Origin of the sequence: Chitinophaga sp. Cy-1792 (genome assembly GCF_011752935.1) — a bacterium.
GTDB lineage: Bacteria > Bacteroidota > Bacteroidia > Chitinophagales > Chitinophagaceae > Chitinophaga.
Genome location: NZ_VWWO01000001.1, coordinates 2875631 through 2901463, shown reverse-complemented (window position 1 = coordinate 2901463; position 25833 = coordinate 2875631). Strand labels below are relative to the sequence as shown.

The following is a 25833-nucleotide window of genomic DNA, read 5'->3' as shown; positions in this document are numbered from 1 at the left end:
ATGATCAGAATACATTGTAAGCGAAAGTGGCGTAATACATACCGCCAATAGCCGGACTACCAAAACCAGTTCTGTAATAGGTATTGGTCAGGTTAGTTGCACCCAGCTTGATGCGTGAATGCGCCTGTACCAGCTTATAACTGATCTGCGCATCCAGTACTGCCGATGCTGCCACGTTTCCGCTCGCAAAGCCAATCTGGTAGTAGTATCCAGGTCTATACCTGAAAGTGGTATTGAAAGAAAACCGCTCCTTCTTACCAAATCCTTCGTTACCAAAATCAATATTAAACTTGTAGTTAGGCGTGTTAAAATTGTTGATCTGACTATTATTCCTGTTCTTTAAGAAGTCGGAGGAGAAATTAGCTTTAGCCAGAAAATGGTGCGACAAATCAAAGCTGATACTGGCCGCATAACCATATGTATTTACCTTCTCCGCACCATTGTAGGCAATGTTGTATTGCACATAGGTACTGTGGTCTTTAAACGCCGTAACATCAGTAGTACCGGGCGTATTCGCCACATTGGTATAACCAATGAAATTTTTCCAGGTAGAATAATATCCCAGTACATCTATCAATACTTTACCACCAATCAGCGCAGAATACCCTAACTCGAACGCATCTACGGATTGCGGCATAATATCTTTAGGTACGAATTTCTCCAGGGAGTCAGCACGCTCTGTACGCTGATAGGCCTGCACACTGGTAAGCGTATACGCAGGATACTGATCGAAATGGTACACACCATTCAGCAACCGCGTAGATCCGCCGGAGGCAAAGCTATTATAGTCTATAGGGGTAGATTGTAAAGCCTGTATGTTGGAAGGAAAGCTATACGCGTTCTGATAAGATCCACGCAGGAAGCTCTCTCTTCCCAGCTCCAGCACAGCAGATGTTCGGGTGGTAACACGCGGTTTCTGGAACAGCGTATTTTTATCGTAACGGAAGGCCGCGCTCAGACTCAATTTATCATGTATCACTTTTTTGGTACCCTGTACATAGGCGCTGTACTCTGCCACATCGATCGGACTGGTGATATCCGGGAATAAAGTTCCTTTGGAATTCAGTTTATACAGGCGGTAATTCAATCCGGCTATGATCTCTGCAAACTTAAACAGCGAAGAAAAATTGTATTGAAATTCTGCATTATATAACCTGCTCTTATCGAGGAACAGCGTACCTCCCTGGGAAGTAGGCAGGGAAGCAATACTATCTTTCAGGTGATTAAAATAACCACTGCCGGCAGCCGGACGGCCCTGGTCCGCAAACTGCCTGGCGGCATAGCTGGCAGAATTATAATCCTGTCCGGAGGCTAAAGCCTGCAAAAGCGCACCGGTATATTGCGGGTACCAGCCGTCGCCGGTATTGGCGTCGTAACTGGGCTTCCAGGCTTCATTTATCAGCTGGGCCGTTGGACTCGCAATAATGGTATGACCGGAATTTTCCTGGGTGGTATAGGCACGTACAAACCATTGCTTCGCTTTCAGCTCCAGGCGGTACTGCGATAAGCGGTAGCCGGTAAGTGCATAACGGGTATCATTGCTGTATACCGAATTACCTTCGCCGTAAGTAGCGCTGGCAATAGCTTCCAGCTCCGGTTTGATTTTATAGCGTATTTCAAAGTTGCCCTTGAATAATTTAGCATCGCTGCTGAGGTAGTCGTATTCACCGTAGCCGGTACGCGCCACATAGTTATGTGCGCTGTCCAGCAAAGGGTTGACAATAGGCGCCAGGTCAGGATTCATAGCCAGGGCCCCTTCCAGGAAAGGGTTAATATCCACGGAAGTTTTACTGCCGTACATATTCACACCGTTATAGTTCGGATCGGTATACCTGTTTCCCAATCCGTTGGTATTGGTGGTATCTGCTGCCACCCAGTCGCGGGCTTTTATATACTGGACGTTTACTTTAAAAGCGAGTTTATCGTTTACCTTCTTGCCCCAGCGGAGTGTCCAGTCGTAGTACGGAGAAGGGCCCAGCGGATCGTTGGACTTCCCTTTGCTGATATGATTCACTCCTTGCGTGATCTGGAAGCTAAGCCCCTGGTATTTGAAGGGGTCTTTGCCTGTCATAACCATGGTACCGTTGAGGCCTCTGGAGCCATACAGTGCAGAAGAGGCCCCGGATAAGAGCTCCAGGTTATCTACATCCAGCTCGGTCAGACCTATGGCGGCACCCAGCGCGAAGTTGAGTCCCGGCGCCTGGTTATCCATACCATCTACGATTTGTGTGAAGTTGGTATTACCACTGGTATTAAACCCACGGGTGGTAACAGTGGTGAAAGTGAGACTGCTGGTGGTAATATCAACACCTTTCAGTCCCTGCAGCATATTGTAATATCCCGGCTGCGGTGAATTGATGACGTCCCGGTTACTGATACGCTCGATGGTAACCGGCGATTCGATCTTTTTCTGGATACTTCTGCTGGCATTTACGACAACTTCCTTACCCAGGATAGACGTGGGGACCAGAATAATCTGGACATTTCCCGGGCCTTTTACATCCAGCGTCTGGGATTCAAAGCCTACACAGGAAAATACAAGGGTCATGGGATATTCGTGGTGAGTCGTAAACCGGAAGTTTCCCTGGTCGTTGGTATAATCGCCATTAGGGGAACCTTTTACGGTAACAGATACTACAGGAACAGCTTCTTTGGTATCGCGGTTGCGGACGTTACCACTGATCACATGCTGTGCATGTGCAACAGAACAGCAACATAAAATCATTGTTAACCACTGTACGATTTTGACCATGGTGGGAGCGTTTTAGATTTCGGCTCCGGCGATATTAGTCAAAAGCTGCGCGAGAAAACGCCTGCTGTAGCTGTTTTGGGGCGAAATTGCCGCCTGGCGGGGTGAAATTAAACCGCCTGGGAAAAACGGGCGGTGAAAAATTCCAGGTAAGAACCGGACACAGGTATCTGCATATCATCTAACCCTTCCAGACAAACGAAATACCCTTTGGCCTGTTTGTGAAAAAGTACCACCCTGCCGATATTAATGACATAGGAACGGTGGCTACGGTTAAACCCATGCATACTGATGGTAGCCTCTACTTTTTTCAGGGAAGTGCGTACGAGTTCTTTTTTAGTGAGATTTCCTGCCTGATAAAAAATATGGACATAATTATCTTCTGCTTTTACCAGCAATAATTTCTCCGGTGGTAAACTAAGCACCAGCTTATCATTTTCATCCCTGATATTGATAATAGGCTCCCTGGCTGCCGGTACTGCCACCGGCACTATATTCGTCAGCTCCCTGACCTGGTCCATCTTCTGACGGGTATAAAACCACAACAGGGCCAGCGAATAAGGAATGGAGATAATGAGTGTGATATAGGGAAGTGTAGAGAGAAATTCACCAAAAGTGAGAAATATACCGGGATTGATAGCAGCGTTGACCATGGTAACTACAGCGCCGATCAATATAATTTCAAGTGCAAACCAGAACAGATAACCACTATTGGAGAGCTGCCGCCTGATAGCCAACCTGGATAATATGAACTGGGAAAAGGCCATCGCCAGCGCACCGCATCCGGTAAATATCAACAGGATAGTGGCCAGGGTAAAATGTTGATCTTCATACCAGATATTCATATTAAACGGCATGAAAACATACATGAAACCATAGGAAAACAGGGCGATGAACAGAATTAATACAATTCGGTTACTGACAGCATCCAGCAGCGCAAACCGCTGCCGCCCTTCTTCCCGTAGGAAATGGCTGCCAGACAGCACCCCTTTTTTGATGGACCAACTCAAAGCTTTCATAACATTGGAAGTTGGAATTAAGATAAGGAAAAATACTGTATCATTTCCGCAGTGAACATGTGTACAAAAAGCAAAAGCTATCTCCGGTCAGCAGAGATAGCTTTTGCAAAATATTATTTATCAGACTTATTCTATAATCGCTGTGATGCTTCCGCTGATGGTTACCGCCTGTTGGGTACTGAAGTCAATTGTTTTTCCGGAGAAGGTTCCTGTTAAAACTTTATTGGCTACAGAGGTCACCGTTAAAGTGGTCACCGCACCATTAGAGACGAAAGTGGTAGAGTAAAGCGGACCAGACATGTTGGTCAGGCTGAACTGTGCCAACATATTTCCTGTAGTGCTGTAAGAGCCGACTTTTATACTGGACGCCAGGCTGGTAAAGGCAAATGCATAAGTGGAACTGCTGGCCCCAACTACCAGGATGCTGGTGCCAGTACTGTTATCAATCGTTGCAGAAGCACTGTTTCCTGTATAAGTTTTGCCACCTATTACCAGGTTGATACTTCCATTCTGGCTCGAACCCGGATCAGTACCGGTACCTGTTCCCGGATCGGTGCCGGTGCCGGTTCCCGGATCAGTACCCGTACCAGTTCCTGCGGTTACAGCAATATGTATCGGGCAGGAAGTACCGCCATAGCTCAGCGTATAGTCGGTACCGGTAGCCGTCTGGAAAGTCCCATTCGGTACCAGGCGAACTGTTTGCGTTCCTGTGGCGGTGAAAACACCGGTAGCAGAAAACACCACCCCATTCTGGCGGTCGGTACTGATCGTGTACATTCCCGGAACAGTAACGTTTACATTGGCGGTGATATATGTAGTACTGCCATTCAGCGTGGTAGCGGTAGCAAATGTACCTGTAGTTGCATACGGCATGCAACTGTTATTGTTATCTTTCAGCGTGCCGGTAGCATTCTGACTCTGATTAGGATTAAGGGTGAAGCTGCCATCACGGGCCATTTCTGCACTACAGCCCCAGCTCATTACTGCCAGGAGTATAACCAGGTATCGGGAGATTATCTTCATGGATATCTACGGGTTTACTTTATTATATATTTATAAAGACATACAAATATATAATTTAATATTTAATAAATCTTCCAACTGAAACGCCGGACACCTTCTCCTTATTGTACAAAACAAAAAACCGGCATGGAAGATACCAGTCTTATATATTTACCGCCATCAGGCGGAAGGGACGTGCGGGTTAAGCAAAACCGAAAAGACTATCCACGTCTGTAAAACTAAAACAGTGTTTAATAAGGTATTATAAAGTGGCAACCAGTCCGGCGATGCGATTGGAAATACCGATCTCATTATCATACCAGGCTACCACCTTAACGGTATTGCCTATATTTTTTGTAAGCAGGCTATCTACAATTGAAGAATGCGTATTACCGAGGATATCAGCAGATACAATTGGTTCTGTGGAATATTCCAGTATCCCTGCCAGATCAGTGGCGGCATGATGTTGCAGCAATTCATTGATTTCTGCAGCTGAAGGCGATTTCGCCAGGTTCAGGGTGAGCTCTGCAATAGAGCCATCTATCACCGGTACGCGGTAGGAAAACCCGTCCAGGCGGCCTTTGAGCGCCGGCAACACTTCCCCGATAGCCTTGGCAGCACCGGTGGTGGTAGGAATGATAGACTGTGCAGCTGCCCTGGCCCTGCGCAGGTCTTTGTGAGGCCCATCCTGCAGCATCTGGTCCATGGTAAATGCGTGAATGGTAGTCATAAAGCCAGATTCCACACCATATGCATTATGCAGTACATGCAGCACCGGCGCAATACAGTTGGTGGTACAGGAAGCCGTAGAAAGAATAATATCTTCCGGCGTAATGATATTATTGTTAACACCGTCTACAATGGTTTTTACGCCACCGCTGGCAGGAGCTGTAATCAGGACACGCCTCGCCCCCGCTGTAATATGGGCCTGCGCCTGATCTTTAGCAGTAAAACGGCCGGTAGATTCTACCACAGTATCTATCTCCAGCTCTTTCCACGGCAACTGCTCCGGATTTCTTTCATTGAGTAATCGTATATGCTTTCCGTTTATGACGAGATGGTTGCCATCCACGGCAACAGTGCCGGCAAACCTGCCATGGGCGGAGTCAAACCTGAACAGGTGCGCCAGGGTATTAATATCTGCGAGGTCGTTAATGGCTACTACTTCTGCGCCAGGCTGGGCAAGCAATACCCGCATGGTCATCCGGCCGATACGGCCGAACCCATTGATAGCAATTTTCATGATATCCAGTTTTATTTAAGATGAAAAATCAATCGGTATGTAAAGCAGTACGGAACGTACTTCGATAGGTTCCTGGCGAAATTTCCAGGTGACGGAGAAACACCCTGCGCATAGATACAAGGCCTCCCAGACCACATTTTAAGGCTATCTCTTCCAGGGAAAGGCTGGAGTTTTCGAGGTAATTACGGGCTATTTCCACCCGTAGCTTCTCCAGGAATTTGGCAGGGGTGAAAGTGGTTTCTCTGAGAAATACCCGGGCAAAATTCCGGGCACTCATATGACTAAACGCAGCCATTTCGTCTACGTTTATGTTTTCATGCAGATGCTCCAGCATCCAGGGCCTTAGCTGTGCCAGCAAGGGCGATGTCAGTTCGTAATCCGGTAGCAGCCCGCCAAACTGTTTCTGGTTACCCGGCCGCTTCAGGTGAATGACCAGCTTCCTGGCTACGCGCAATGCCGTTTCACGGCCATAATCTTCTTCTACCATGGCTAACGACAGGTCCATGCCGGAGGTAACCCCACCTGCTGTATAGATATTGCCGTCTTTAATGAAGAACGGTGTGGTGTCTACCAGCACATCGGGATAGCGCCGTTGCAGGTCTTCCGTACGCTCCCAGTGCGTGGTAGCGCGTTTATGCTTTAGTAACCCTGCTTTTGCCAGCACAAAGGTGGCCACGCAAACGCCCGCCACTCTTCGTATATGCGGTGCATTTAGATGCAGCCAGTGATAAAAGTTGTCGGTGTCGGGCTGTTCCTCCAACCGCATCCCAATCAGAATCAACGTATCTATCGGACGGTCCATTTCCAATAGCGAGGTAGCGGCAATAAGCCTGGCGGAACTGTTCAGCTTTATCTCTTTGTCGGCAGTGGCACTTGCAATTACTACTTCATAACCTTTGAAACCCTTTCCGTGCTCTTCTTCCAGCATCAGCTGGGCAAAAGAAAACACATCTGCCGGGCCTGCCATCGTTAAAAGCCTGCTTCCCGGAAGTATCGTGATTACAATAAGTTTGGATGATTCGTCTGCCATTGCTTTTGCTTTACTGAAACAAAAATACAAGTAAATCAACGTGGCTGCAATGACAAATAATATACAGATCCTGCCACAAAATCTAACCGTATGAAAACCAGCTTATTTGCCGTAACGGGTTTGCAAGGTATCCATCAACAGCGCCACCGCCTCTTCTGTGGCTTTGGTCTGGCTATTGGTAAAGATCACATAAGCCCTGTTGGCCGCCGGGATCAGCTGCACCGCCGTATAGAAAGTGCCTGGGTTACCGATGTTGTGGGATATGATATGGGGAGCATCTTTGTTGATCATCCATCCAAAAGAAAATACCGGCAGGTGGTAATGCATGAATTCAATATCTGACTTTGATAACTGCGGACTCATACCCCTGAAAGCTTTCAGCTGTGTTTGCAGGTAGGATATATAACCGGGTAAGGTGGTATTAAGATTTCCCGCTGCCTGCAGCCATTCCAGTTTGATATTTTCCTGTGGTGCTTCCGGTTGCAGTTCACTGTTGTGCCCCCATACCTGGTTGCTGTCGGTGGCATTGGGATTGCCTGTAGCGAAGTCGGTATGCCAGCGTTCATTAAATTCCTGCACTAATTCAACATAGGATTTGCCGCTGGCTTTTTCCAGCATTACGCCTGCCAGTATATAACCGGCATTGGTCAGGTACAATCCGTTAGATTGTTGCTGGCTGGGCTTTTGCTGTAGCAGCCATACCGCAAACTGCCTGCGTTGAGCAGCGCCATCGCCGTTAAACTGGTCAATGGCCGGCAGCTTGTTAGTATAAGTATATGGTGGCAGTGGTGCACGCATAGATAATAGCTGCGTGAGTGTAAGGCCGGCATACCCCGGATCGGAAGATTTTTTCAGCTCAGGCAATACATCAAAAAAGCGGGTATCAAAACGGAGCTTTCCCTGCTGTACCAACATTTCCGCCAGCAGCGAGGTAACTGCCTTTGTGTTGCTTCCTATCCTGAAACGGTCTGTCAGCGCTGCCTGTAGACCACTGCCCGTCTTATTCTCACCACCGATATGCATTTCCAGTACGGTATCAGCGCTAAGCACCGCATAACCCAGTTCGGGCACTTTATATTGTTTACGTAAACTATCGGTATAGGCTTTCATTTGCTGCGCAAAGGCATTACGGCCGGAGATCAGTATCAGGATAAGAATGGCTAATTTTTTCATGGCCCGCAAAGCAACTAAAAAGTTGTTGATTAGTACATTGAAGCCGAAATTTTTTTTAACACATGATAAGCATCTACATAAAACTACATTTCCATTGGGGAGCAGGCTTATAAACGCCCAGCAGCACGCCATTGCTGAAAATACGGGAACGTATAAACGTAAATTGCTGCAGCTCGCTGAGATTTGCAAACAGGCGCCGACCCGTACCCAGCATGACCGGATAGATGAGCAAACGAAATTCATCGATCAGCTTCATGTTGGTAAAACTTTGTATCAATCCTATACTTCCCACTATCAGCAAGTCTTTCCCCGGTTGTTGTTTTAGTTGTGAGATGACCAGTGGTATGTTGTTACTAACCAGTGTGGTATTTTTCCAGGCAGCTGTTGTCAGCGTATTTGAAAAAACAATCTTTGAAACACTATTCATGCGTAATGCTTCAGGATCCGCTGCTGGCTGCTGTTGCCAGTAATCTGCAAACTGCTCGTATGTACGACGCCCTAACAATAATATATCTGCCGCTGCATATTCCTGGAACACAAATTCTCCCATCTCCTCATTAAATGCCCGCAACTGCCAGTCTGTTTCTCCACCAGGCCCGGTAGTAAAACCATCAAGGGTAACAAATGCCAACGCAACAACTTTTCTCATTCAGATATAAATATTAGTCATTGCAAAAATAATGGTGTTACAACTGATAAAAAGGTTGTTGTTGCGACAATATGAAAGGTTGATCCCGACATTTTTTTTACCTAACTTTAACGTATGAAACACGTATCCATATTGATCCCCTTTGGTGCCTGCAGTCTCTCCAACATCGAGGGCACCTGGCATATCTTCACGGAAGTAAATACTATTCTCCGGCGTATGGACCGCGAACCATTTTTCGATGTGCACCTGGTAGGTATTTCTTCTGCCGCCACACAACGTAATGGTTTGTTTACCATCACCCCTGACGCGCTGATCCGTGAAGTGCCTAAAACTGATATGATTTTTATTCCTGCCATGCATCAGGACCCTCGTGAAGCATTCAGGTTAAACCAGGAATTTGTTCCCTGGATTCAGCAGCAATACGCAGATGGCGCGGAAGTAATCAGCTTCTGTATCGGCGCTTTCTTCCTGGCAGGAACAGGATTGCTGACCGGTAAAAAATGTGCTACCCATTGGGCTGCTGCCAGTGATTTCAGGATGATGTACCCTGATATCGAAGTGGTAGACGAAAAAATCATGACCGAAGAAGAAGGCATCTATACCAGCGGTGGTGCTTATTCTTACCTCAACCTCCTCCTGTATATCATTGAAAAATACATGGGCAGGGAAATGGCGATCATCATTGCCAAAACGTTCATGATCGACATCGACAAAGACAGCCAGTCGCCATTTATCATGTTCCAGGGCCAGAAAACCCATGAAGATGAACCGGTAAAACAGGCACAGGAATTTATCGAAAAAAACTTCCAGGACAAAGTAACCGTAGACCAGCTGGCAAATATGCTGGCATTAGGCCGCAGAAGCCTGGAACGCCGCTTCAAAAAAGCTACCAGCAACACCGTTACGGAGTATATCCAGCGTGTTAAAATCGAAGTAGCCAAGAAAAGCTTTGAAACCAGCCGTAAAAATATAACAGAAGTAATGTATGATGTTGGCTATGCAGACATCAAAGCATTCAGAACAATATTCCGGAAAGTAACAGGACTCTCCCCTGTTGAATACCGCAACAAATACAACAAAACAGCTGCCATGGCAGCTGCTGTATAACGTTATTGCATAAACGGAGACTATTAACCGGCAGGCCTGTAGTACAGGCCTGCTTTTTTAATGCCTGCATATAGCGCAAAGGCAGCATACAAAACTAATAATCATCATAACTGTCCGGATAGTATGCCATGTTATCCAGGCACTCACAAAGTTCAGCCGCTGCTGCTTCAACACGTCCGCGCCGGCCTGCGCTACGTCTACCTTATCCAGTGCCTCATTCAGCGGCACATTGCAAACCATAGTGATCAAAAAAGATACTATATACAATATGGTGGCTGTCAGAATGATGCCAAACGCCGGATGGTGCAGCGTTTTCCAGGAGAGCAATGGCAGCAATACCAATGGCGCCATATAGGAGATCACGAATACCGGGTTTACAATGGCCCTGTTCATAGCCTGCATGGCAGCAATAAACTGACTGTCGTTCAATTGAGTAATGCCAGGCATTGTAGCGATAGACCAGCAGAGGAAGAGCCCCGCCATCAGGCCTGTCAGGCAACAGGAAAGAATATAAATAATCATATTTGATTTTTTGTGAGATGAAGATGTAGCAGATGATTGCGTGTACATAGCATTAATTTTTACCGAAGGTAGGACGGGCAGCAGGCGGAAAATAGAATAAAACCGACACGGGAGAAAAAGCAGGCACGCCGGAAGATTCCGGTGTGCTTTGGGGTATTGCTGGAGAATACCATCAGCAGGTATTCAACCATAATGAACAAGAAAACTTTTACAGGAAGCGTGGCATTCCGAAGGATATGCCGTAATAAATGACTTTGTTGCATGAAACCATTTTCCGCGGCCGGCAGGATATGCCGGAAACAAAGCTGGGTAGCCGTAGCCTTTTCAAGGGCTACGGCATACTCAGCACGGAATAACAAAGAGCGGGAAGAATCCCGCTCCGGCTGATAAAAAGTTTAGCAGCTCCGCGTTACGGCGAAGACTGCATATAATAAGTTGAATGATTTATCTTTTTTGTATAGGGAAGTTTTCCAGTATCTCCTCAGACTGTCGTTGATATTTGTTGGGAGATGCTCCCGCGAATTCTTTGAAAGCGCGGATAAAGTGGGACTGATCAGCATACTCCTGTTCAAAGGCGATATCTGATAGTTTGGAAAACTGATTGTTACGTAACTGGCTCAGGCTGGCCTGAAAGCGGCAGATACGCGCAAAGAGTTTGGGGGTCATCCCGATATGTTGCAGGAACTTTCTTTCGAGGCTTCTTTCGGAGAGTTGTAGCTCATCCAGTATTGTTTTCAGGGAGATATTACCCGCATTTGCTACAATACGGTGCAGGGCGTTATACAGGTCAGCATCTGTTTTATTTTCGCGTTGCTGAATCTCTTCGTATAGCCATGCCGCGATAATATCTATCTGTTCCCGTATAGAACCGGCGTTCAGCAGCATTTCCGGTAGCTGTCCCGTTATTTCGGTACAGCCATCTGTCAGTTCCTGGGCGTTATAGCCAAAAATACTTTTGAGTGCATGTGGCTGGAAATAGACACCTACAGACCTGAACGAAGCCGGCGTAATGATTTCGGTAAAGGTAGTTGCCTGGCCATAGAGAAAAACGGTTGGCAGGTCTTTACCAAACTGACTGAAGGACCCTTTTTCAGCAAACTGGAACATCAGGCCCGGACAACCATCTGCAATGGTTTTGAAGGTTTTGGGCAAACCATTATCAGTACTGGTTAATGTCCAGAAGTACCTGACATAGTTTTGAAGATAAGCAGGCGGTACTATTTGCTGAAATTCCATCCCGGGAGCTCTTTCCGTAAATGTAAGAAAAATAGGCAGGATTTGCCCCTGCCTTTTTTGAGGGTCTATCATCTGGTATGGACTATACGGGCAGCTATCGGCTATTCAGTTGTAATGATTGGAAACGGCATAAAAATAAGCGTAATGCCTCCTCTTATCAGACATTACGCTATTATGCGATGACAAATTGATAAAGAAAACACAAGGATAGCAGTGTTGCCTGCAACCATATTGTCATGGCCCTGGAAAGGGAGGCCCCTTTCGGGGCCTGTCCTGATTCATTGAGAACAAAGTATCAGAACGACCAATGAACAATAGTAGTAACTCTTAACACTTAAAAAAAGATATAATTACGAATCAGTTATAACAGAATGATGACGTGCATTGCAGCTCCCGTATCGGTTGCTGCCGGCATCCGGTAGGCCAGAGATATTTCCTCAGGATACTTCATGCCGTATTCACTGCTCTTCAATTATTTAAAGATTAAAAATGTGTCTCTTAACGTAACCGTGAATTATAAGGAATAAGACCTGTAATAGTAGGGAAAAGATGTATTCAATCTAATAATTTAACAGGCGCCGGCATCCTATGCCGCTAAGCAATCTGATGCGATGGCCTGCTTTATGAGCAAGGCAGAAATGGAATCATGAACAATATGTCAAAGAACACAACTTCTTAACTAATACCTGATAAATAACAATCAGACATTAACTATCGGGTGAAATAAGCTGGTAATCTCAAAAGGTCTGTGGGTAAGATCCGCATAATACCGGCCAACCAGACGTTTTGTTAAAGTATGTGAGTTTGATCTGAGCCTTCCGAATGAGTATACCTATTGTACCTGTATCCGGCGGCTATATTATTTCTTGATGAGTATTTCAATTTACCGCTAAGTGACATGAACTCCGTCAGCAAATTTTCTTTGTTTAATAATTTTGATGATTGAAAAAGCATGCAAGGAACTACTCCATATTATAATTTTCTCTTTCCGTTTCGATCCACTACAACAACTATCTAATAAATCGAGAGACTGTATCTTTAAGAAAGTACCGAAAATTGATCAGTAATTTTTCATTTTAATATTTACAGTCTAAAAAACACAACTGCAACTACCGAATTGATAACATCATTATCAGTTGTAAGGCATCCTGTCAATATAATAAAATCACTCAATCCACTTTCCATACCACTACAAGCAATAATATTAACAGGTATTTTATAATGAAAGGCTATACCACTACATCATATTCATTCTCCTTCACACGAATAATTATTATCACAGGCCTTTATAAAAGATGTGAGAATAAAGATACTGGCACTCCGATCCCGGGAATTGTTTCATAATATTCCCACCTGGTATAAACCCGGTTCCCATGGAATAAAATGATGAGTGTAGAGCTTTGTTGATATGCTTTTTGAAATAAAAGAACTTTATAACATGCACGAAGCCTGTTTTCTAGTCAGCATAAACCAGTTTTTCATTTTGTGAATTTTAAGCTGTGTACATTTTAGCATTCACACTTTTACTGAGAAATACTGTCCATTTAAATATAACCAACCTGTTCATTGACGGCACATAATCCAAACCCGACTGCACTATATTCATTCTTCGCATAATCCTGTCTGTATACGATATGTCCGATGCTACCGGAATAAGGCTCTTCAGATACCACCGTTTAAGAATTGAACCAGGAAGAGTCCAGGTTCCTTTGGCCATATCTTTTCGAAATGGTAAAAGACAGATTCTCTGTCTGCCATAGAATCTTCTTTTTTGGGGGTATAAAAAAACTTTACTTATCCAACAATTTCAACACGACTGATTATTTATCATATTCACCAAGCAACGCGGGATTTCGGAAACCGCTTACATATAATTTAGTGAATAAAAATTTCTGGTAGATATACTATCAGGCACTGATAATGCTGCACCTGACAGCGGAGAAAATATTTATTTCATAAGATCTTCTTTCAGGCTTATTATCTCATACCGGGGCGACACTATTTTTTAAAACTATACTACATGGATCAACGGAGAAAACCGTATTAAGCTGAATCGTGCTTTCGACAATCTTTCCTGCACATAAACAATCCGCTGATAAAAAACGCTTTTAAATGGCTGTTATTAACCTTTGCACAAGGGCATTCTTCTTTTCAGATACTAAGTTCACACTTTAACGTGATATATCCGAATTTGTTGATGGTTATTTTGTTAAGCATTTGTTATGCAGAAAAGATTACGGAACAGTAACGGAAATCAAATTTCCATTTTAAAATTTGGGACCAGGAAGAATCCCGGCCCCCTTGATGCATGTAGTTTTACAGTAGAGTTCACGTTTATTATATAGATGACTTAATTCTTTGATTCGGGCCATGTAGGCTGTCCGGCCTCCATTTTACGAAGCGTTTCCACGAGTTCTTTATTTCCACTAACGGCAACTGCTTTCCGTTCCCACTTGATGGCTTCGTCTTTGTTACCTGTTCTGTACAACAGGTTTGCGTAGGTATCCATTGATTCCTGAGAGCTATCCCGTTGTTCCACGTTGAATTTAGCTACCGTGGTTGCAAATTTCAACAGGTCTTCATCCTTACAGTTTACAAATACCTCCCAGGTAATATTATTAATATGGTATTCGCTGTGTTCGAGGTTTGCCTCATAATACTTGCGGTAGTATTTACCGAATAAAGGCCAGTCTTTATGCTGCCAGTAATACAGTAACGCTCTTCCATCTACGAAGGTGCCCATTTTACTACCATATTCTTTGGCAACAGCAGCGCTGATCTCGTCCCATTTGGCACTGGTAATGTTTGGTAATGCCGGGGTAATGTATTCGGCTTCGATCTTTTTCTTCGTCAGACCAGAGAGCATATCTGCGGCACTGCCGGAGAGTTTGGAGCGGTTCTCCATCAGGTAGGCATAGCCCGGATTACCTGGTACCATTGCAGCATTTGCAATAAACCGCAGGTTATCTGTTGAAGTTGGTGCTTTTAAGCTCTTAATATATTGATCTGTCAGCAGGTTTGCGTTGGTATTATCTTTCTGGCGCATAGACATCAGGATCATTCTTCTCACGAATGCCGAATCTTTTTTGCCATTTTTAAAGTCGTTGATGTAGGCATTATATCGGCTGTCATCGTCATGTACATCCAGGTTTGCGGCCAGGTTGAAAGGAGGATTGAGCTTGCTGTTATTGGCAGTAGGGTTCAGGATGGCATTGATGGCACGGATACTGTCCAGGTTGATTTTCAATACCTTTCTGTCGTATGTCAGCAAGCCATTTTCTTCTGTTTCCACATCAAACGGTTGTGTATATATGGAAGCAGACAAGCCACTATCTTCCAGCTGTTTCAATCTGCCAACGAAGCCACGGTATACCTGCGGGAAGTCGGTCGCTTTTTGTGTGGCATAGCCCCAGCTTTTGATATCATCCCACTGATGGTAAGGCACGGATACGTTGATACCACCGAACTCACCGATTACTTTAGCTTTTCCAGGGAGGTCTGGCACTGTCATTGGTGCAGGGTAAGTATGTACGTCTGTAATATCAGAATTCACCCATGGATTGTCTGATGGTGCACGCAGCTGATTATTTACATAGAGTAATTCACCGCTATGGCCGTTGACGAGGCGGGTAGGATCAGATTGCTTCACCCATTTGGTTAATCTTTCCTGATCATAGGCTCCCCAGCGTTCGTTAAACAACACCCATACAACAATGGAAGGGTGATTGTACAGCTGCTCCATGATCGCCTTGGATTCTTTCTCGAACTCAGCTTTAGCGCCTTCCGGCAGTCCATGTGGAGGATTTACAAAATCCTGCCACACCAGCATACCATTTTTATCCGTGTAGTAGTACCAGCGCTCAGGTTCTACTTTAATATGTTTTCTGATGGTATTAAAGCCCATGGCTTTAATAGATTTGATGTCGGCTTCCATCGCTTCATCTGAAGGAGGTGTCATCAGGCCGTCGGGCCAGAAACCCTGATCCAGCACGCCCAGGTTAAATACCGGCTTGTTGTTCAGCATGATCCTGGTAAAGCCTTTACTGTCTTTTCCAAGGGAGATCTTCCGCATACCGAAATAGCTGGAAGCTTTATCCACCACTTGCTTGCCATTGAGGAGCTGCAGTTCGGCAGTATAAAGATTTGGATTATCAGGTGTCCACAACTGCGGGTTCTTAATAGCTATTTTATTATCAACACCGGTTTTGTATTCACCGGAAGCTACTACCTTACCGGCAGCATCTTTAATGTTTATTTTAAATGGCTGGGCAGCTTCGTTGATATCTACTTTTACCAGGATCTGGTTATTATCGATATCAGGGGTGAAGTTTACACCTGTGATATAGTGTTCAGGTACTTCTTCCATCCATACCGTCTGCCAGATACCACTGCTGGGTGTATAGTAGATACTACCCGGATTGAGGGTCTGTTTACCGTGTGGGTTAATGCCCTGGTCAGAAGGGTCTTTTACTTCTACCCTGATCTTATTGGCACCGTTTGCATTCAGGTATTTGGTAATATCAAAGGAGAACCGGGTATAACCACCTTTGTGGTCACCTACGGCCTGATCATTTACAAATACCTTTGAATCCCAGTCTACCGCATCAAAATGCAGCATTACCCGATGATTCTTTAGTTTATTGGGGATGGTTACATTCCGCTCATAAACCAGTACATCATCAGGGAACAGTTTTTTCTGTACACCAGAAAGTTTGGATTCTATAGGGAAAGGCACCTGAATAGTACCTTGTTCTGTCGTTCCTTTTCCGGAGCGAACCGTAAAGTTCCACTTACCGTCGAGGTTTACCCAGTTATCTCTTTTAAGACCTGGTCTGGGATAGTCCATGTCTTTCTCTGTTCTGGCTTTTTCTCCCCATGGAGTTACCAGGTTAGAGGCTTGCACCTCTCTGTCCGCTTGTTGCCCAAAAGAAACAATAGAAGTTAACATTAATGGACAAAGGAAACCAATAATACGTGAACGCTTACTCATTCTCATTAGGATACATTTCAATTGCTGTGGATAATCGATAGTTCAGATAAAAATTTCGATGGCTTTAAATCTACCTCTTACTACAAATAACCAGCGAACCAACCTTTTTGTACTTTATATTCCATCCGACATGCTACTTCATTAACAAAGTATTTACGTCGCACATAACTTTATTGATTTTTTGTTAATTAAATTTGCTTAACTATAGATTAACGTATTTGATGCGCTGCGCCATCCTACACCAGCACACTATTCCAGCGGGCACTATACAATCATTCCCCCCACTACCATTAACTACCTCCCAGGGAAATACGAAAAATAACAAGCGCATAACTGATATTCATTTCATTCAAATTGATAATTGGCTGTTCATTTTGTTCATTTCATAATTACATACATCGCTTAACAACTTTCCAATTGAATTTTATATATTTTTAAGTAAAGCGCGAAGCTATCTCAGCCATCTAAAAGACATCATTTCATGAAAAACCTCAAAGGCCTGCTCCAACAGGTAAACAGATACCAAATATCTATTCCCGGCATCATTACAATCGTTTGTCTCACTTCCATCATCAACTGGTTCCTCTTCTCCGGCTTCAAACCTGACAGCATCACCGGACTCACCCTGCTCGCCTCCTTCAACACCGCCATCGTACTCACCTTCTACAAAAGAGCCACCTCCAGAGCAGAAAAAATCGTTGACGCCTACCGTAAGGCTACCGCAGAAGATGAAAAACAATTCGAAGGTATCAGAGAAGTGGCCGTATTCTTCGTCGACCAGCAACACAATATCTCCTACATCAATCGCGAAATGATCCGACTCACCGGCTACACTTCCAAAGAACTGATCGGACGTCCCTGGACTTTCATGTGCACCCCCAAACTGGCCACACAACTCAACATAAATATTTCCGAAAATCTGGATGATATCATGCAGACACAAAGACCCATGTACCACCTTCGCAGAAAAGATGGTATCTATATATACGTTATTAACTACATCAGCCTGATGGAATCACACGATTCCAATACCAAATTCCAGGTAATAGTGAAGTCACTGCCAACTGGTGAGATTTAGGTTCATTTCTTTCTTTTAGATAGCCCTGTAGCAATACAGGGCTTTTCCCCCTCAGCAGCAAACGAAAATTTTAACCAAACCTTTGCAATAAAGTAAGGGCATCTAACATCTTTCATTTTTTTGCTTTCGTATATCCATTGAAGTATGACATTCTCATAACCACCACAATACTCCTTCAAAACCTGTTGTTCATGAATACCTTTTCCGAAAAGTTTATCCCCCGACTAAACGAATTCAAAGAACTACTAAGGGAAATACATAAACTTCACCAGCAACACTCCCAGAACTTCCAGCAATGGCATCGCAATATAGAACGCGAATGCCAGCAGCTGCTCCAACAGATGAATACCGGTATCAACGCCATCGCAGCAGACAATAAATACTTCGAGTCGATGCTCAGTAACCTCTCCCACTGCATGGAACTTCAGGAAGCCCTCACCACCTTCAGCGATGTTTTCAACGAATACATAGAAGATACCAATGAAGTACTCGGCCAGTTCAGCAACCACTGGAACGGCCACCTCGAAACACTATCCATTAAATACCTGGAAAAATCCCTGCAACACGAATACAGCACACATACCTTCATCCAGAAATATAAACACACCATCCCCAACACGGAAATACTGGAAGCCGATCATATCGCTATCAGCGATACCACCTGCTTTGTCTCTCATTTCGACAATCCGGTATTCTCCTCCCTGCTGCCTGATACACTCACTATTCAGTCTTACGCAAACACATTAATCCCAGGTACCAGTCACCTCCACCTGCAACCAGTCATCATCTGTATTCAGCCCAACGAAACCCTCTTCCAGAAAGCATTGTCACTGAATTGCTGGGTACTGAAATACGAAGGCTTTGATCCGGAAACCGCCAGGCACGCCTTTCAATGGTACCGCCCATAAAGTGATTTACGTATATACGACACCGTTTATTATATTGTACTACTGTACATCATAATATCCACGTTATGCGTCATCGTCTCATAATTCTATGGCTGATTGCACTGTTGTCGCCGGCAGCCACCAGGGCCCAATTACAGGTAAAAGATCTCCGCTGTGAATATCTTTCCAATCCCATCGGGATCGACCAGCCGCATCCCCGGCTTACCTGGTCCCTGCCTGCCCCCTTTCCGGCAACATCCGGGGAACTAAAGGTTTTTGCGCATGATACGCTTATCTGGACAGCCCCCCTTACCGACAGCACCTCCAGGCTGGTACGATATGAGGGCCCCGATCTACAACCTTTTACCAGGTATAAATGGACCATAACGTATACAGATACCCACCGGGATAAACATATAGGCACGGCCTTCTTTGAAACCGGCATGATGGCGCCTTCCAACTGGAAAGGAAACTGGATCAGCGACAGCCACGATAAAAACTTCCCCCCTGCTCCCTATTTCCGCAAAGTGGTCCCACTCAGGAAACCGGTCAAAAAAGCAACTGTCTATATCGCTGCTGCAGGACTGTATGAACTGTCTGTAAATGGTGAAAAGGTGGATAGCACTGCCTGTCTCGAACCCCTGTACACCCGCTTCGACAGGCGAAATCTTTACGTCAGCTACGACGTAACCAGTCTTGGCAAGGGGAATCGTATGGCTATCGGCGTTATACTTGGCAATGGCTGGTATAATATGCAATCAACGGCCGTATGGAATTTTGATAAGGCCTCCTGGCGCAACCGGCCGGCCTTCCTGCTGAACCTCCGCGTTGAATACAAGGACGGCACCATTGAAACCTTCGCTACAGGGCCCGACTGGAAAACAGCTACAGGAGAAATCAGCTTCAATAGCATTTATACCGGTGAACACCAGGACAGGCGCCGCTACCAAAAAGGCTGGGACCTTCCCTCCTTTAACGACAGCCAATGGCAACCCGCCATTGTTCGTGAGTCACCTGCTCCCCTGCTGGTTTCACAGGCTGCGGCACCGGTACGCCGGATAGAAACCCTGCCAGCCAAAACTATGCGGCAACTCAGCGATACCTGCTGGGTCTTTGACCTGGGCCGCAATATAGCCGGTATCAGTCAGCTGACGGCAGATGGCCCCGCAGGTACGGTTATTCGCCTGAAACACAGCGAACAGCTTAATGCCAGCGGCCACGCTGATCAATCCAATATCGACGTACATTACCGCCCCGTTGGCGACGGCGATCCATTCCAGACAGATATCTATATCCTGGATGGCAAAGGGCCACATACCTTCTCGCCGCTATTTAATTACAAAGGCTTTCAGTATGTGGAAGTAACGGCCAGCCGGCCGCTGAAACTTTCGGCCACAAGCCTGAGCGGCATAGTGCTGCATAGCGCAGTTCCTAAAGCAGGCCAGCTCACCACTTCCAATCCACTGATGAACAAAATATGGGAAGCTACCAACAGCTCCTATCTCGCCAACCTCTTCGGCTATCCTACGGATTGCCCGCAGCGGGAAAAGAATGGCTGGACAGGCGACGCTCATATCAATGTTGAAACCGGTCTCTATAACTTTGATGGCATCACCATCTATGAAAAATGGCTGGCAGATCACAGAGATGAGCAACAGCCGGATGGAACACTCCCATCCATCATTCCTACCGCAGGCTGGGGATACGAATGGGGCAACGGCCCCGACTGGACCAGCACCATCGCCATTATCCCATGGAACCTCTATCTATTTTATGGAGATACGACCGCGCTGGCAGACAATTACAACGCCATCAAAAAATATGTAGACCTCCTCACCCATAAGAGTCCGGAAGGTATCTGCAACTGGGGACTCGGTGATTGGGTACCAGTGAAGTCCGTAACACCCATGCCTTTCACCAGCACTGTTTATTATTATACCGATGTCCGCATACTCGCAAAAACAGCGAAGATATTAGGCAAAACCGCCGACTATCAGCATTATAGCCATCTGGCCGACTTCATTAAAAATGCCTTCAATGAAAAATACCTGAACAAACAGACAGGCATATACGACACGGGGTTACAGACAGAACAGGCCGTGCCCTTATACTGGGGACTTACACCCGACAGTCTGAAAACAAAAGTGGCCGCAGCTCTGGCCACACGGGTACAGGCAGATAGTCTGCAACCAGATGTTGGCCTGTTAGGCAGCAAAGCCATACTTTCCGCGCTCAGCGACAACGGCTATGGCAACATCGCCTGGCAGCTGGCTTCCAGGGAAACTTACCCCGGATGGGGCTGGTGGATCAAAAATGGGGCTACTACCCTGTTTGAAAACTGGAAGACCGACGCCCAATCAGATATCTCCAGAAATCATATCATGTTTGGTGAAATCAGTGCCTGGATGTATAAAGCCTTATTAGGCATCAGGCCAGTGGAAGACCAGCCAGGATTCCGGCAGGTATATATTGCGCCTGTCTTTCCGGCCGGACTGGACAGTGTAAACGGTTACCATCATACCCCTTACGGCGATATTGCAGTGGCATGGCGCCGTACCGGAAATGATATAGCCATGGAATTACAGCTGCCTCCTGGCAGCAATGGTACACTACAACTTTATCATCAACCACAGGAAATAACTATCAATCATCAACCAGTAAAATTATCTGCAGATAATCGCTATCAAAACATAACAGGAAAGGTGGTCATCTACCTAAAAAATAAATAAAAGGTGATCACATACGGAATTGCAGGCGCAGCTTTTCTTCTTCTACATCCAGCAACTCATAAAATTTGCGGATGACTTCATGATTTGTTGCGTAATCTTTATTCAGCTCATGTAATACCTCTCGCTGAAATTCCAGCAGTTGCAGGGACACTCTCAGGTACTGTTCCCGCTCAGTGGCTGTAGCAGCGGGCTTGCTGGTGAGCAGGTGCAGTTCTTCCAGCTCTTCCCGCATTTGCCTGACTGCGCGGTTAGACTGTTGTAATTCCGCATGCTGCTCATCAAGAAACTTCATACTACGTTGCAGCAGTTGCTTGCGGACTTTCACTTCCTGCTCTTCTAACGGCAGGGCATGGTCGAAATCCTCCATCTTCAGCCAGCGGACAATCAACGGCAGTGTTAGTCCCTGTAACACCAGCGTGACCAGTATTACCATAAAGGTGATAAAGAGTATGAGGTTACGCTCCGGAAAAAACACGCCCTTGCTGACATACACCGGGATAGACAATGCCGCCGCCAGCGACACCACCCCTCTCATACCTGCCCAACCTATGATCAGCGGCCCTTTCCAGCCGGGATGACGCTGCGCGGTAGTAATAAAATTGCTGATGAAAGTGGTAAAAATGCTGGTGCCCAGCGTACATAGGATACGTCCTACAATAAGGGCGAAAGAGATAATCAGGCCGTAGGTGATGGCATGAAAGATATTCGTTTTGCCCAGGCCTTTAATAATAACGGGGAGCTCCAGCCCTATCATTACAAACACAAGCCCATTCAGCATATACGTGACCGTTGCCCATACATCTGCACCGGCTATACGACTTCTGTTAGACAGGAAAAGATGTTGGCGGCTGGAAAGGAAAAGTCCGCCGGTAACCACCGCCAGAACACCACTCCCATGCAGTTGTTCTGCAATAATATACATCACGTATGGTGCGGTGAAAGTCAATACAATATCCATTTGCGTAGTGGTAGGCATCCAGCGGTGCACTATATAATAGACGACAGCGACGGCGAGTCCTACCACGATACCCATTACGATCACCAGCACGAAGCTGCCTGCGGCCTGCAGGAATACGAACTGTCCGGTAGTAACGGCTACCAGTGCAAAGCGGAAAATGATAAGGCTGCTGGCGTCGTTCATCAGACTCTCTCCTTCGAGGATAGCGCTGATGGCTTTGGGAACTTTTACATATTTGAGAACAGTAGTAGCAGAAACGGCATCAGGGGGAGAAACGATTCCTCCTAACAGGAAACCCAGTGCCAGTGTAAATCCGGGTATGATGGCCACCGACACCACTGCTACCAGGCAGGAGGTAACGATAACGATAAGGAAGGCGAAACTGATAATCATACGCCGCCATCGCCAGAAGTCTTTCCAGGAAGTATACCAGGCAGCTTCGTATAGCAATGGCGGCATAAATATGAGCAGTATCAGTTCAGGGTTGATCTGGATGGCGGGAAGCACATGTACCGTGCTGAGTAACAATCCACCTATACACAAAACAATAGGGTAAGCAATTTTCAGTCGCCCTGCAAGCATGATCAGCGTAAGGATGATAAACAGCAGCAGTATAAGCTGAATAAAAGATGCCAGCATATGATCGTGGGTTAGGGTGAAGGATAGTTACCCGCCATTGATCCTGTTATTTAACAGTATCGCTGCCGATTACGGTCCAGTCTTCGTTGCCATGGCCTTTGGCGATATAGGCATCCATCAGGGCTGCGATGGCAGGGATGATATGCAGTTCATTACCTGCTTTTTCAGTGGCATTCATGAACAGCTGGGTATCTTTTCTTGCCATGTTGAGTTCCCAGGAAGGTTTGCTGTAGTCGCCACCGGTAACACGCTGGATACGTAGCGGCAACGCACCGGCAGGGTTCCACTGCGAAAAGAGGTTAGCCACATCCGTTACAGGAACATCGAGGGATTTGGCCAGAGCGAAGGTATCTACGAGTCCGGCGGTAAAGGTTACCAGGAAGAGGTTACCAATCAGTTTGAGGCTGGCCGCGCGACCATCTACAGGGCCGAGGTTCAGCACTTTGCCTGTCATAGGCGCCAGTACAGGCTCCATTTTGGTGATCAGGGCCTGATCACCGGAAAGCAGCATATAGCCGGTGCTGTCCAGCGCATTGGCAGGGCCCATGAATACAGGTGCATGGAGGTAGGTAAAACCTTTATCTTTCCAGGCATTTGTTCTGGCAATAGCGCCTTCGGCAGAAGTGGTGGTATGGTCGATGATGATGGCACCGGGTTGTAAACCAGGTAATGCAGCTGCCAGTACTTCTTCAACGGCGGCATCGTCTTTAACTACGATATGCACCCTGTCTGCCCCGCGAACCGCATCTGCAACTGATTCGAATGCCTTCGCTCCGTCAGCCTCCAGTGCTTTGGCCTTTGACGCCGTCCTGTTCCAAACCTGTACCGTTTCACCTTTCTTCAGTAATGCCTTCACGAAATTAGAGCCAAGCAGGCCCATACCTAAGAATGCTATCATATATCTGTTTATTTATTCCTGCTGAATTAAAAAATAAAGATAACAAATTGTTCAGGATAGCCTTTTTCTCAAAAAACTGGACGAGGGAATTCTTGCTGTAATGGTTAAAATCACCTCCTTTATCTATTACTGATACAGATAGTGAATTACAGTTATTATGCTTGTGTTCAATATGCCTATTAAAAACACCAATATTATATGAGTAAAAAGTTACTATTAGCCTTTTTACTGGCAACAAGTGCCGGCTATAAGGCGAATGCGCAGTTTCATATCGGTGCCAAAGCGGATGCGAACTTCTTTAAAGTTACCGGCGAAGGTATTAAGCCTGCCTTCACTCCCGGGATAGAGCTGGGAGTATACGGGACATGGAAGATCTCCGAACTCTTCAGTCTGCAGCCTGAATTGCTCTATACGCAGAATACTGCTACCAAAGATGGCGACTTCTCAGCCAAATATATAAATAACAATAATCCTGATGGTAGCCGGCATATCAAGCTGAACTACTTCAGTATCCCGCTTTTATTAAGATATAATATTACTCCACGATTTACCATCGATGCAGGTCCGGAGTTCAGCTACCTTTTCTACAGCAACGAAAGCCTGCTGATGTATGGAAAAGATGCCTTCAAACGTCCTAATGCGGCAGTTGTTGGTGGCGTGAGCTATAAAGTGAGTAAAGTAACTTTCTTCGGCAGATATGTGCAGGGCCTGACAGACATCAATGATATCGACGACAGGTACGATTGGAAAACGCAGCAGCTGCAGGTGGGGTTAAGTGTGGAGATTAAATAATTTTGCCTTCGGCAGATGATTGGCAGATATGCCTGCATTATATTTTTTGCACTTTATTTTCCCGGGAACAGTCTCCCAGCCTTCGGCTGGGAGACTGTTCCCGGGTTTATCTCACGGCAGGAGGCTGTGCGATAAACCCGGGAGAAAAAGGTATTTTAATTCAGTTTCAGCTGTGAATCAGGCTGCAATTCATAGCCTTTGGCGCCTTTAAATACATAACGCTCCACGAGTACAAACTTACCTGCCTTCTTACCGGCTTTCTTCATTTTAGCCTGCACATCTGTGCTAAAACCTGCTATATCTCTCAGGTCATAATTCCCTTTAAGGGTAACCAGTACATCACGGAAGAACTTCTTTTCGCTGGCAGGCACCGCGTAAGTGCTGGTCCAGGAGGAATAGTTTCCTTCTTCAGGATCTCCCTGGGTTTTCTCAGACCCGAAGGCAGCCATTACCTGCTGGTAGGTACCGTTATTACCGGCAATCATGTAGTAGTCAGTAAAGAAAGGACCACCAGGGCCGCCATTGGCATGGCGCATCATAAATGCATACTGGTCCTGGCCTATCTGAATGGGCGTAGGTGTCGGGCATTGTGAAAATGCGCCATAAGCCGCTATTGCGGGCGCATACATCCGTAATTTCCAACCTGCATCCGTTTTGACGAATTTTGCGAGTCCGAGTAAACCACCGGTAAAGCGGGAAACCTGGATACCGTCTTCATCAAACTCACTATGGTTAAAGCTGATCACTTTATACTCCAGCCCTGTTGAGTCTTTGAAATCCATGATGTTCATCAGGCGCGTGGCAGTACCATTCGCAAATGGAAATGCTGCAGGGCCGTCTTCATTGACATCCTTGTAATTCTGGACTTTACAACGTGGGCAAGACCAGTTGATCATCTCATTCTTATATGATCCGGGAAGATTATAATGACGCCCCGGAAAGAGGGCCAGTAAAGCTTTTTGTCCGTTGAAAGGCTCTGGGAGGATTAACTCACGTGTAGTGGAAAGCACAGAATCACCCACCGCCTTTTTCTTCAACACAATATCTGTCTGGGCATAGCTACCGGTAGCAACACATATACCGACTAGCAGAGGTACTAGGAACCGCATTTTTATACTATTGAAATCGAGTA

18 protein-coding genes are annotated in these 25833 nt (G+C 45.8%); 5 read left to right on the top strand and 13 right to left on the bottom strand.

The annotated features are described in order from the left end of the window. Window positions 1-4: 4 nt before the first annotated feature. From F3J22_RS11850 to F3J22_RS11820, 7 genes are all read right to left on the bottom strand, one after another. Window positions 5-2752 carry a TonB-dependent receptor gene (locus F3J22_RS11850; protein WP_167017356.1) on the bottom strand — a complete coding sequence of 916 codons (2748 nt, stop codon included), beginning with the start codon at window positions 2750-2752 and terminating at the stop codon, window positions 5-7. Window positions 2753-2859: 107 nt separating this feature from the next. Next, window positions 2860-3768, bottom strand: a complete 909-nt coding sequence (locus tag F3J22_RS11845) for a LytTR family DNA-binding domain-containing protein (RefSeq protein ID WP_167017354.1) — start codon at window positions 3766-3768, stop codon at window positions 2860-2862. 126 nt (window positions 3769-3894) lie between these two features. Continuing rightward, the gene (locus F3J22_RS11840; RefSeq protein ID WP_167013031.1) at window positions 3895-4791 is read right to left on the bottom strand and encodes a hypothetical protein; all 897 of its coding nucleotides are present in this window, start codon (window positions 4789-4791) and stop codon (window positions 3895-3897) included. 241 nt (window positions 4792-5032) lie between these two features. Beyond that, window positions 5033-6013, bottom strand: a complete 981-nt coding sequence (gene gap / locus F3J22_RS11835; protein WP_167017353.1) for a type I glyceraldehyde-3-phosphate dehydrogenase — start codon at window positions 6011-6013, stop codon at window positions 5033-5035. A 28-nt stretch (window positions 6014-6041) separates the two neighbouring features. Next, complete coding sequence (locus tag F3J22_RS11830; RefSeq protein WP_167017351.1) at window positions 6042-7043, bottom strand: GlxA family transcriptional regulator; 1002 nt, start codon at window positions 7041-7043, stop codon at window positions 6042-6044. Window positions 7044-7145: 102 nt separating this feature from the next. Continuing rightward, the gene (locus tag F3J22_RS11825) at window positions 7146-8216 is read right to left on the bottom strand and encodes a serine hydrolase (RefSeq protein ID WP_167017349.1); all 1071 of its coding nucleotides are present in this window, start codon (window positions 8214-8216) and stop codon (window positions 7146-7148) included. A gap of 73 nt (window positions 8217-8289) precedes the next feature. After that, window positions 8290-8865: a dihydrofolate reductase family protein gene (locus tag F3J22_RS11820; protein ID WP_167017347.1), complete on the bottom strand. Its 576-nt coding sequence runs from the start codon at window positions 8863-8865 to the stop codon at window positions 8290-8292. Between the two features lie 114 nt (window positions 8866-8979). On the opposite strand from F3J22_RS11820, the gene F3J22_RS11815 reads away from it, so the two are divergent. Beyond that, a complete protein-coding gene (locus F3J22_RS11815; protein ID WP_167017345.1) occupies window positions 8980-9972 on the top strand; it encodes a GlxA family transcriptional regulator in 993 nt (330 codons plus the stop codon). 57 nt (window positions 9973-10029) lie between these two features. Here the strand turns inward: F3J22_RS11815 and F3J22_RS11810 are convergent, their stop codons facing one another. The 3 genes from F3J22_RS11810 to F3J22_RS11800 form a co-directional block, all read right to left on the bottom strand. Then, on the bottom strand, window positions 10030-10494 hold the full coding sequence (locus tag F3J22_RS11810; protein WP_167017343.1) for a DUF1772 domain-containing protein: 465 nt from the start codon (window positions 10492-10494) through the stop codon (window positions 10030-10032). A 444-nt stretch (window positions 10495-10938) separates the two neighbouring features. Further along, window positions 10939-11730 carry a helix-turn-helix domain-containing protein gene (locus F3J22_RS11805; RefSeq protein ID WP_167017341.1) on the bottom strand — a complete coding sequence of 264 codons (792 nt, stop codon included), beginning with the start codon at window positions 11728-11730 and terminating at the stop codon, window positions 10939-10941. Between the two features lie 2350 nt (window positions 11731-14080). Then, a complete protein-coding gene (locus tag F3J22_RS11800; RefSeq protein ID WP_167017339.1) occupies window positions 14081-16720 on the bottom strand; it encodes a glycoside hydrolase family 2 protein in 2640 nt (879 codons plus the stop codon). Window positions 16721-17201: 481 nt separating this feature from the next. On the opposite strand from F3J22_RS11800, the gene F3J22_RS11795 reads away from it, so the two are divergent. From F3J22_RS11795 to F3J22_RS11785, 3 genes are all read left to right on the top strand, one after another. Then, a complete protein-coding gene (locus F3J22_RS11795; RefSeq protein ID WP_167017337.1) occupies window positions 17202-17798 on the top strand; it encodes a PAS domain-containing protein in 597 nt (198 codons plus the stop codon). A 191-nt stretch (window positions 17799-17989) separates the two neighbouring features. Next, complete coding sequence (locus F3J22_RS11790; protein ID WP_167017335.1) at window positions 17990-18706, top strand: hypothetical protein; 717 nt, start codon at window positions 17990-17992, stop codon at window positions 18704-18706. 65 nt (window positions 18707-18771) lie between these two features. Continuing rightward, window positions 18772-21414, top strand: coding sequence for an alpha-L-rhamnosidase (locus tag F3J22_RS11785; protein ID WP_167017333.1), 2643 nt, complete (start codon window positions 18772-18774; stop codon window positions 21412-21414). A 7-nt stretch (window positions 21415-21421) separates the two neighbouring features. Here the strand turns inward: F3J22_RS11785 and F3J22_RS11780 are convergent, their stop codons facing one another. Beyond that, window positions 21422-23011 carry a Na+/H+ antiporter gene (locus F3J22_RS11780; RefSeq protein ID WP_167017331.1) on the bottom strand — a complete coding sequence of 530 codons (1590 nt, stop codon included), beginning with the start codon at window positions 23009-23011 and terminating at the stop codon, window positions 21422-21424. 46 nt (window positions 23012-23057) lie between these two features. Next, window positions 23058-23909, bottom strand: a complete 852-nt coding sequence (locus F3J22_RS11775) for an NAD(P)-dependent oxidoreductase (RefSeq protein ID WP_167017329.1) — start codon at window positions 23907-23909, stop codon at window positions 23058-23060. A 198-nt stretch (window positions 23910-24107) separates the two neighbouring features. On the opposite strand from F3J22_RS11775, the gene F3J22_RS11770 reads away from it, so the two are divergent. After that, window positions 24108-24701 carry a porin family protein gene (locus F3J22_RS11770; RefSeq protein ID WP_167017327.1) on the top strand — a complete coding sequence of 198 codons (594 nt, stop codon included), beginning with the start codon at window positions 24108-24110 and terminating at the stop codon, window positions 24699-24701. 155 nt (window positions 24702-24856) lie between these two features. On the opposite strand, the gene F3J22_RS11765 is transcribed toward F3J22_RS11770, so the two are convergent. Next, a complete protein-coding gene (locus tag F3J22_RS11765; protein ID WP_167017325.1) occupies window positions 24857-25810 on the bottom strand; it encodes a hypothetical protein in 954 nt (317 codons plus the stop codon). Window positions 25811-25833: the final 23 nt, after the last annotated feature.

Bases quoted from the DNA above. Each gene is read 5' to 3' on its own strand.
- F3J22_RS11850 (WP_167017356.1), bottom strand. From the start codon at position 2,752: ATGGTCAAAATCGTACAGTGGTTAACAATGATTTTATGTTGCTGTTCT.
- F3J22_RS11845 (WP_167017354.1), bottom strand. From the start codon at position 3,768: ATGAAAGCTTTGAGTTGGTCCATCAAAAAAGGGGTGCTGTCTGGCAGC.
- F3J22_RS11840 (WP_167013031.1), bottom strand. From the start codon at position 4,791: ATGAAGATAATCTCCCGATACCTGGTTATACTCCTGGCAGTAATGAGC.
- gap (WP_167017353.1), bottom strand. From the start codon at position 6,013: ATGAAAATTGCTATCAATGGGTTCGGCCGTATCGGCCGGATGACCATG.
- F3J22_RS11830 (WP_167017351.1), bottom strand. From the start codon at position 7,043: ATGGCAGACGAATCATCCAAACTTATTGTAATCACGATACTTCCGGGA.
- F3J22_RS11825 (WP_167017349.1), bottom strand. From the start codon at position 8,216: ATGAAAAAATTAGCCATTCTTATCCTGATACTGATCTCCGGCCGTAAT.
- F3J22_RS11820 (WP_167017347.1), bottom strand. From the start codon at position 8,865: ATGAGAAAAGTTGTTGCGTTGGCATTTGTTACCCTTGATGGTTTTACT.
- F3J22_RS11815 (WP_167017345.1), top strand. From the start codon at position 8,980: ATGAAACACGTATCCATATTGATCCCCTTTGGTGCCTGCAGTCTCTCC.
- F3J22_RS11810 (WP_167017343.1), bottom strand. From the start codon at position 10,494: ATGATTATTTATATTCTTTCCTGTTGCCTGACAGGCCTGATGGCGGGG.
- F3J22_RS11805 (WP_167017341.1), bottom strand. From the start codon at position 11,730: ATGGAATTTCAGCAAATAGTACCGCCTGCTTATCTTCAAAACTATGTC.
- F3J22_RS11800 (WP_167017339.1), bottom strand. From the start codon at position 16,720: ATGAGTAAGCGTTCACGTATTATTGGTTTCCTTTGTCCATTAATGTTA.
- F3J22_RS11795 (WP_167017337.1), top strand. From the start codon at position 17,202: ATGAAAAACCTCAAAGGCCTGCTCCAACAGGTAAACAGATACCAAATA.
- F3J22_RS11790 (WP_167017335.1), top strand. From the start codon at position 17,990: ATGAATACCTTTTCCGAAAAGTTTATCCCCCGACTAAACGAATTCAAA.
- F3J22_RS11785 (WP_167017333.1), top strand. From the start codon at position 18,772: ATGCGTCATCGTCTCATAATTCTATGGCTGATTGCACTGTTGTCGCCG.
- F3J22_RS11780 (WP_167017331.1), bottom strand. From the start codon at position 23,011: ATGCTGGCATCTTTTATTCAGCTTATACTGCTGCTGTTTATCATCCTT.
- F3J22_RS11775 (WP_167017329.1), bottom strand. From the start codon at position 23,909: ATGATAGCATTCTTAGGTATGGGCCTGCTTGGCTCTAATTTCGTGAAG.
- F3J22_RS11770 (WP_167017327.1), top strand. From the start codon at position 24,108: ATGAGTAAAAAGTTACTATTAGCCTTTTTACTGGCAACAAGTGCCGGC.
- F3J22_RS11765 (WP_167017325.1), bottom strand. From the start codon at position 25,810: ATGCGGTTCCTAGTACCTCTGCTAGTCGGTATATGTGTTGCTACCGGT.